This is a genomic window from Prevotella sp., assembly GCF_036570325.1.
GTDB lineage: Bacteria > Bacteroidota > Bacteroidia > Bacteroidales > Bacteroidaceae > Prevotella.
Window position 1 is genome coordinate 20,952 of the sequence record NZ_DATCYK010000084.1, and the last position, 9,570, is coordinate 30,521.

5 protein-coding genes are annotated in these 9,570 nt (G+C 53.4%); all 5 read left to right on the forward strand.

What is annotated here, in order from left to right:
* Positions 1–21: 21 nt before the first annotated feature.
* Positions 22–1,737 carry a RagB/SusD family nutrient uptake outer membrane protein gene (locus tag VIR50_RS08605; protein WP_331934725.1) on the forward strand — a complete coding sequence of 572 codons (1,716 nt, stop codon included), beginning with the start codon at positions 22–24 and terminating at the stop codon, positions 1,735–1,737.
* Positions 1,738–1,836: 99 nt separating this feature from the next.
* Positions 1,837–4,890 (forward strand): golvesin C-terminal-like domain-containing protein, encoded by a 3,054-nt coding sequence (locus VIR50_RS08610; RefSeq protein ID WP_331934726.1) that lies wholly within the window; start codon positions 1,837–1,839, stop codon positions 4,888–4,890.
* A gap of 359 nt (positions 4,891–5,249) precedes the next feature.
* The gene (locus tag VIR50_RS08615) at positions 5,250–7,139 is read left to right on the forward strand and encodes an outer membrane protein assembly factor BamB family protein (RefSeq protein WP_331934727.1); all 1,890 of its coding nucleotides are present in this window, start codon (positions 5,250–5,252) and stop codon (positions 7,137–7,139) included.
* A 23-nt stretch (positions 7,140–7,162) separates the two neighbouring features.
* Positions 7,163–8,626, forward strand: a complete 1,464-nt coding sequence (locus VIR50_RS08620) for a glycosyltransferase family 2 protein (RefSeq protein WP_331934728.1) — start codon at positions 7,163–7,165, stop codon at positions 8,624–8,626.
* Positions 8,627–8,632: 6 nt separating this feature from the next.
* A partial coding sequence (locus VIR50_RS08625) for an MFS transporter (RefSeq protein ID WP_331934729.1) occupies positions 8,633–9,570 on the forward strand: 938 nt, incomplete at its 3' end.

Genomic DNA, 9,570 nt, shown 5'->3' on the forward strand with positions numbered 1-9,570 from the left:
TATCTTTAAACAATTTGAATCATGAAAAAATCAATTCTATATCTCCTTGCAGCCTCAACTTTGGCACTTACCGGCTGTAATGACCTGTTGGATAAGGATCCGCGCGATACTTTCACCAACACACCGGCCTTTTGGAGCAACGCCAATGAGGTGGGAAGCTACAGCAACGGCTTCTATTCGTTCTACGGAAGTGCCAGCAGTTTCTACTTCAATGCACTGAATGATGACCAAGCAAGTCCTGATTTTGCCGACTGGGACTTCACCACTATACCCAATAAAGCCAGCGCTTGGAACAGTCGATTTACCAACATCCGCCGTGTCAACTACATGCTCGACGGCCTTAAGACCTCAACCCTTCCCGAGGCGGAGAAGACAAAGTACGAGGCCATAGGCCGCATGAACCGTGCTTGGGTGTACTTCCAGCTGGTGAAAATGTACGGAGACGTGCAGTGGGAAGAGAGCGTTATAACCGACCTAAACGATGAAAACGTTTACGGACCACGCAACGATCGCGATGAAGTTATGGACAAAGTACTGGCCGATATTGACTTCGCCATCGCCAATCTGCCCGCTCTCGCCAAGGACAAGACCACTTGGAGCAAGGAAATGGCACTGGCCATCAAGAGCGACCTCTGCCTTTACGAAGGCACATTCTGCAAGTATCGCACGCAAGCCGATAACGGTAAAGCCGCCGATAAGGCCCGTGCCGATAAGTTCTTGACCGAATGTACCAAGGCTTCCGAGGCTTTGATGAACGGTAAGTTCTCACTCAACGATTGGAAACCCAACGCAAGTGGCAAGGTTTATACGGTGTATAACTCACTCGATTTGTCGAATAACAGCGAGATAATCCTTTACAACAACTACGAGAAAGACGTTAAAGGACACGGTCTTTGCGACTTTACTTGCAGCTCAACCACGCAGAACGGTATTACCAAAGACGCCGTTGACGCCTTCCTTTTCAAGGATGGAAAGCCTTTAGCGACCACTTCGCTCGACAAGAACGACGCCGCTGTCATCAATAAGGATGGCAAATTCTCTATCAGTAAGTTCCTTTCAAACAAGGATAAGCGCCTTAGTTTGCTCGTCGACTCTATCATTTGCTTCAAAGACCACGGCTGGATTCGCAACGAACCATCGCCCAACGGTCCGCTTCCCGCAGAGACAACATCGTCTACCGGCTACACTGTTTACAAGTATGACAACCCACAAATGGAGGTATATTACCGCACTAATACCACTACAAACTACACGGATATACCGTTGTTCTGGTACTCTGTCGTCCTTCTTAACGAAGCAGAAGCCAAAGCGGAGCTTGGAACAATCACGCAGGGCGACCTCGACAAGACCATCAACCTGCTGCAAAAGCGTGCCGAGTTGCCCAATATGACGCTCAATCCGGACGCCGATCCGGCCAACAACATGAACGTTAGCAGCCTCATTTGGGAGATACGCCGCGTTCGCCGTTGTGAGTTGATGTGCGACTTGGGCTACCGTTACTGGGACCTCGTGCGTTGGCACCAGCTCGATAAGCTCGATAGCAACAAGTACCCCAACATCAACAAGGGCGCCAATATCGTTAACTTAGCCGATAAGAGCAAACAAAACGTGGATGGAAACTACTTGCTTGGCACCACAGCCAAGCGCACTTTCGCTGCCAAGTACTACCTCTATCCTGTGCCAAGCAACGAAATCACGCTGAACAAAGATAAGATCAAACAAAATCCGGGTTGGTAAACGGCCTGACCATTCGCCGCTTTACCCACGGTAAACGCTAACATAAAGAACTACCGGGACTTGCCTTTTCGCAGGCCCCGGTAGTTTAGTAATCATCCTATGAACAAACTCATCGCTTTTTCTTTTTTAGCCGGAATACTCTGGCCGGCCAACTCTTTGGGCCAAACCCTCAGCCCCTCGGAGAAGAACAGTATAGAAACCGTACTCAACCAATACACCTCCGGCTTCAGCACCGGCCGTATCCGGGTAGATTCCATCAAAGCCCCGGAGGACCGACTCGACATCTACGCCAGCACAAACTTCTCCTATATATCGTTTGATGATGCGAAATATACCGAAATCATCACCCAATTAAACACCGTCATTCCCGACACTTACAGCGGTCGTTCCGTGCGGGTCATCACGGGAGGAGTAGACATTCGCGACCTCATTCCCCGCCACCTGCGTTCCAAGAACGACAAACCTGCCGTCTTTACCCACCTCAACAGCGTGCCCATCGTGCGCAACATGAGCCGCCCTTACGTCCCGACGAAAGGTCTTTTGGGCCGACATATCGCCTTATGGCAGAGCCACGGCCTTTACTTTGAGCCGGGCCGACAGCGTTGGCAGTGGCAACGGGGCCGCATGTTCCAAACCGTTGAGGACAAATACACGCAGCAATACGTGCTGCCTTTCCTCATTCCCATGCTCGAAAACGCCGGCGCTTACGTCATGACCCCTCGCGAACGCGACGCCAACCCCTATGAAGTCATCGTCGATAACGACGGCGGTTTGGCCTCATCGCCTTATAAGGAAACCATCGGCGACCGTCCTTGGACCAACGGCAACGGCCCCGGCTTCGCCTATAAGCAAAAGGAATACAAGGATTTTGATAACCCTTTCCGCGACGGAACTTACCGCATGGCCCTCACAACGACCAACAGCAATCGTGTAAGTACCATTAAATGGAGCCCCAAAATAGAAGTATCACGCCCCTACGCCGTATATGTTTCGTACCACTCGCTGCCCAACAGCGCCATCGAAGCCGTCTACACCGTGACCCACAAGGACGGAACCACCCGCTTCCATGTAAACCAACAGATGGGCGGAGGCACGTGGATATACCTCGGAACGTTTGATTTCGAGAAGGGAACGCAGGGCTGCGTCACGCTCAGTAACTATTCCAAGCAGAAGGGAACGGTCGTTACGGCCGACGCGGTACGCTTTGGTGGCGGCATGGGAAACATCGCCCGAGCCACCGACGGCGACAGTATAGCCTACAACGGAAAGACCGATCGCAAGATAGGACGTATCGCCCGAAACGCCTATCAGCCCCGACTTACCTATCCCTACCTTACCAGCGGCTACCCCCGCTACCTTGAAGGAGCCCGCTACTACATGCAATGGGCCGGCATACCCGACAGCGTTTACTCGCCCTCAAAGGGCATTGACGACTATCGCGACGACTATAAGAACCGCGGATTGTGGGTAAATTACCTCCTCGGAGGCACCATGGCATGGCCCGAAGGCAAGGGACTGCGTATTCCCATCGACCTTTCCTTCGCCTTCCATAGCGACGCCGGCACCGTATATGGCGACTCTATCATCGGTACTTTGGGCATTTACATGGTCAATCGGTACGACGGCAAGTTCGCCGATGGCAGCAGCCGACAGATTAACCACGACCTTTGCGACATGGTACAGTCCCAAATCGTTAACGACATTCGGGCGCTCTACGAGCCTAAATGGACCCGAAGGGGCATGTGGAACCAAGCTTATTTCGAGGCATGGACGCCCCGTGTGCCGGCCATGTTGCTGGAATTGCTCTCCCATGAGAACTTTGCCGACATGCGCTATGGCGCCGATCCCCGCTTCCAATTCAGCGTCAGCCGCTCCATTTACAAAGCCATGCTGCGCTTCCTTGCCGACAATTACGGCCGCGAATACGTAGTACAACCTCTTCCGGTCAAGGATTTCAGCGCCCGATTCGTCAAGAATAGCAAGGTAGAACTGGCGTGGCAGCCCGTGGCCGACCCATTGGAACCCACCGCCGAGGCCGAAAGATACATCGTTTACACCCGCATTGGCGATGGCGATTGGGACAACGGACGACTTACGAAGAAGCCCCTTTTCACCACAACCATCGAAAACGATAAGGTCGTCAGCTTCAAAGTATGTGCCCTTAACAAAGGTGGCGAGAGCTTCCCCTCCGAGATTTTGAGCGTCGGTAGGGCCTCCTCGGCTACCGACAAGCCTATCCTCATCGTCAATGGGTTCGACCGTATCAGCGCCCCCGACGACTTCCGAAGTGCCGACGACGAGCAAGCCGGCTTCTTGGCCGACGACGATAACGGCGTGCCTTACAAGGAAATGATTTCCTACACGGGCCGCATGAAGGAATTTCGCAGGGCCATTCCGTGGACCGACGACGACGCCTCGGGCTACGGCGACAGCCAAAGTAACTACGAACGTATCGTCGTCAAGGGCAATACCTTTGACTACCCGGCCCTCCACGGCGCCGCTATCCTGAAGGCAGGCCACAGCTTCGTGTCGGCCGGACGTGACGCGGCGGTGGCCCAAAACATGCTCAACGCCGATACATACAGCGCCGTAGACCTCATATTAGGTAAGAACAAACAAACCAAGATGGGCCGCATAGGCGCCGTACAAGGGCTTGGTTTCAAGACCTTCGGCCCCGCCCTGCAAGACGCCATCACCCGTTATTGCAAGTCGGGCGGCCGTATTCTCGTTTCAGGTTCGTACGTAGGAACCGACCTTTGGCAAAATCCCATCGTCAAAGCCGACCCTAACGACATGGCCTTTGCCAAGAACATACTGAAGTATCAGTGGCGAAACGACAAGGCAACGACCGAGGGTGAGATCATGACTGTGGTGTCGCCACTCACCGACGAGCCCCTTCTGATGGAATATTACAACCGCCCCAACGAACAGTCGTACGTAGTTGAGTCGCCCGACGCCATCGACCCGGCCGACCCCTGCGCCTATACGGCCCTGCGCTATCCCGAAAACAACAAGAGCGCGGCCGTGGTATTCGGCGGTAACGAAACCGATCCGTGGCGCTCGGTGGTGCTGGCTTTCCCCTTTGAGGCCATCAAGTCGGGGGCCCATCGTGACGTTCTGATGCAGAAGATACTGCAATACTTGCTTCGCTAAGCGCTTGTTTATCAACCTCTTCAGCTACCCCTTGGCCGGCGCCCCGCATTCTTTCGCCCGGCGACGGCCAAGCCGGTAGTTTACCACTCGCGGCCCGTGGTTTTCTCAAAGGCCAGCTTTCACCCCGCCAAAGGCCAGCTTTGAGCCGCTCAAAAGGCTGCTTTCATCGCCCCAAAGGCCCTCTTTCGCAAGGCCGCCATTGGCCCCTTTTCACCCCATCGGCTAACTACGAACCTGTCACCCCCGCATCTTTTATTTTTCATTAACCAAAGATAATCGATAAACCACTTCTTTCTTTTGTTGAAATCATGTTATTTTAATATCTTTGCAACGAAATAAAGAAAAAACCAAAAACAAACATGTATCATTTCATAAAGAAACATAAGGACTCCTTTTTACGAGCCACCATGCTGTGGATATTTCTTTATGCAACCTCATGGGCATGGGCCGGAGCACCTTTCCGCTTCGCGCTCATCACCGACATACATATCGACACGGCCGCCAAAGGTCCCACCCAAGACCTCCGCAACTCCGTTAATCAAATCAACAAGACCGACAGTATCGACTTCGTTCTCGTCACCGGCGACATCGCCGACAAAGGTGATGGCCCCTCGCTGCGGCTGGCCAAACACGAACTTGACCAACTGCGAAAGCCTTACTACATACTTCAGGGCAACCATGACCAAAAGTGGAGCGAGAGCGGATGTATGGATTTCAAACATATTTTTGGCTATGAGCGCTTTAAGTTTGAGCACAACGGCTGGCTGTTCTTGGGCTTCCCGAGCGGTCCGCTCATGCGTATGGCCTTGGGCCACGTGGCCCCCGAGGATATAGAATGGGTAAAAGACGAGCTTCGGAGCAACGGTACCAACGGCAAACCCGTGTTTCTCGTGAGCCACATGCCTATGCTCCCGGACGATGTCGATAACTGTTTCGACCTTACCGACGCCGTGCGTCCCTATCCCGTCAAGGCCTTCTTGGGCGGTCATTACCATCGTAACGTGTTCTCATCGTACAACGGTATGCCCGGTTTTATCAACATTACCAACCTTCGGAAACGCCCCGCCACCACGGGACAGTACAACGAGTACGACGTTACGGCCGACTCCGTAATCGTTTATACCCATCCTATCGGTAAGCCACGGGTACGCTGGGCCGCCATCAGCCATCATCAACCCAAGGGCGAGGCCACGCCCGCCGCGTCGCCCCTGCGCCCCGACTTCAGCGTAAATGCCGCCTATCCCGCCGTGAAAGACGCATGGCAGGCCGAGCTGAAAGCAGGTATCTACTCATCGCCGGCCATCGGCAAGGGCCTCATAGTGGTGGCCGACAACGTAGGACGCCTTACTTGCTTCGATCAAAACGGGCACCAACGATGGCAGTTTGCCACCCAAGGGCGCATCATCGGCACGCCCGCCATCGGCAAGGGCGTAGTTGTGGCAGGGTCGGCCGACGGTAATATCTACGGCGTTGACCTGCGCCGGGGCAGCCTACGCTGGAAAGTAGCCACCCAAAGGCCCGTGGTGAGCGCCGTAACCATCCACCGCGGCATAGCCTACATAGGCAGTAGCGACCATCATTTTCGAGCCATCCGCGTTAGCGACGGCACTATCATGTGGCAGCGGGGCGGTATTCGCGGCTACGTCGAGACCAAACCACTCGTCAAAAACGGCATGGTAGTGTTCGGCGATTGGGCAAATACGCTCTACGCCCTGCGCTGTAAGGACGGCAAAGAGCTGTGGCAGTGGACCACGGGGCGGCAAGACATGCACTATTCGCCTGCCGGCGTGTGGCCGGTCATGGGCCGTGGCAAGGTATTCGTGGCCGATCCGCGCCGTGTGTTGACCGCCATCGACGCCCAAAGCGGTCGCGAGCATTATGCCACAAAGCAGAGCGTGGTGCGCGAGTCGCTCGGAATATCGGCCGATGAGCGGCGTGTTTACGCCAAGACCATGCGCGATAGCGTGGTATGTTACTCCGCTTTGACCGACCAACCTCGCCAACTGTGGGCCTGCAACGTGGGCTTCGGCTACGAGCATGCCACCGTTATGCTGCCCGAAAAGGATGGTATCGTATTCTCTTCCACCAAAAACGGGCTTATCTTTGCCATCAATGGCAAGACCGGACGCCTGCTGTGGAAGCATAAGGTGGGCAATACGCTCATCAATACCATCATCCCCTTGAGCCGCAAAGCCGTGCTCTACACCAATGAGGATGGCATTTTAGGAAAAATATTCATCAATCAATAATAACTGAAAACATAGCAATCATTATGAAAAAACTGGTAGACTGCTTTCTCCCCATGGCGGGTAAGGAAGAACTTTCAAAGACATTGGAAAGTTTGAAAGGCTTAGACATCGTGAATAGAATCATCATTCTCAGTGCCAATGATGAGCCCGTGGAAGGCGTCGACGGCGTTATGACCATCGATACGCTCAAGAGTAGCGCCACGATGCGTAAGGTAGCCGACGAGGCGCAGGCGCCTTTCACCTTATTATATATGAAGGAACAGTACATGGAGATAGGCCTCTATGCGCTCGAACGCATGGTAAATATAGCCCGTTGCACCGATGCGGGCATGATATATGCCGACCATTACAAGATTTCGGCTGAGGGTATTCGCTCCGAGGCGCCCGTTATCGACTATCAGAAGGGTAGCTTGCGCGATGATTTCGACTTCGGTTCAGTGCTTCTTTTCCGCACCGACGCCCTCAAGACTGCCGCTGCCAAGACTACCGCAAACTATCAGGCAGCCGGTTTTTACGACCTTCGCTTGAAGTTGACCGAGAGCGAGGAGCTCGTACATATCAACGAATACCTTTACAGCGAGGTAGAACTTGACAACCGAAAGACCGGCGAGAAGCTCTTTGACTACGTGGATCCACGTAACCGGGCCTCACAAATCGAGATGGAACAAGCCTGCACCGAGTACCTGAAAGAAATCGGTGGCTACCTCGAACCTACCTTTGAGAGCGTTGATTTCAATGCGGAGACCTTTGAATACGAGGCCACTATCATGATTCCCGTGCGCAATCGAATCCGTACTATCCGTGATGCTATCGAGAGCGCGTTGAGCCAGAGGACCAATTTTAAGTACAATGTATTCGTTGTGGAGAATGGTCCTGAATTCCATTCTACCGACGGTACGACCGAAGCCATTGAGGAATACAAGGACGACGAGCGCCTTATTCACCTCATACCGACCCGTCGTGACATCGGCGTAGGTGGCGCATGGAACATGGCAACCCACCATCCCAAGTGCGGAAGGTTCATCGTTCAGCTCGACAGCGACGACGTTTACTCCGATGAGAACACCCTTCAACGCTTCGTTGACGCTTTCCATGAGCAGCAGTGCGCTATGGTCATAGGCTCTTACATGCTCACCGACATCAATAAGAACATGCTGCCTCCCGGCAAGATTGACCATCGCGAATGGACTCCGGAGAACGGTCGCAACAACGCGTTGCGTATCAACGGCCTCGGCGCTCCACGCGGTTTCTACACTCCGGTGATACGTACGATCAACCTGCCCAACGTGAATTACGGTGAGGATTACGCCCTCGGACTGGCTATTTCACGCCGTTATCAGATAGGAAGAATCTACGATGTGCTCTACTGTTGCCGCCGTTGGGACGACAATTCCGACGCAGCGCTCAGCATAGAGAAAGAAAATCGCAACAATACTTACAAGGACCGAATTCGTACTTGGGAGCTTCAGGCACGAATGAAGAAATAAAACGAAGTGATGAATCTCAAGAACATATCCCCTTGGGCGTGGATTCCTACACTCTATTTTGCCGAGGGCATTCCCTATTTCGTCGTCAACCAAATATCCGTGACGATGTTTACCAAGATGGGAGTGTCCAACGGCGAAATGGCCCTTTTCACCAGTTTAATCTATCTGCCGTGGACGATCAAACCCTTGTGGAGCCCATTCGTGGATATTCTCAAGACCAAACGATGGTGGATTTTGGCCATGCAGATTATCATGAGCGCGGCCTTCGTACTGCTCACTCTTAGCATTCCACGACCCGACGCGGCCACTATCGCCGCCGGACACACACCTATCAGCATGTTCACTTTCACGCTGATACTCTTTGTCATCACGGCTTTTGCCTCGGCTACGCACGACATAGCCGCCGATGGTTTCTACATGTTGGCGCTCAGCCAGAAAGATCAGAGCTTCTTTGTGGGTATCCGCAGTACCTTCTATCGCCTATCGTCCATCTTCGGACAAGGCGTGTTGGTTTACATAGCGGGCCACATCGAGAGCACGTCGGGCAACATTCCGCTGTCGTGGACCATAACGATGGGTATAACGGCGGCCCTCTTCATGGCTGTAACTTTCTACCACACGTTTGTCATTCCACGGCCAAAGACCGAGACAACCCACGATTCAGGCATTGACAAAAACAGTCAGGCGATGATGATAGTCAAGGAGTTTCTCAAGACTTTCAAGACTTATTTCCGCAAACCGGGCGTCATCTTGGCCATTGTTTTCATGCTTCTGTACCGCCTGCCCGAGGCTTTCCTGCTTAAAATGGTCAACCCCTTCCTGCTCGGATCGGTCGACAAAGGCGGTTTGGCCTTAGCCACGGAGGAAGTAGGTATCATCTATGGCACCGTGGGCGTGTTCTTCCTGACCATCGGAGGCATAATTGGTGGCATCGCGGCGTCACG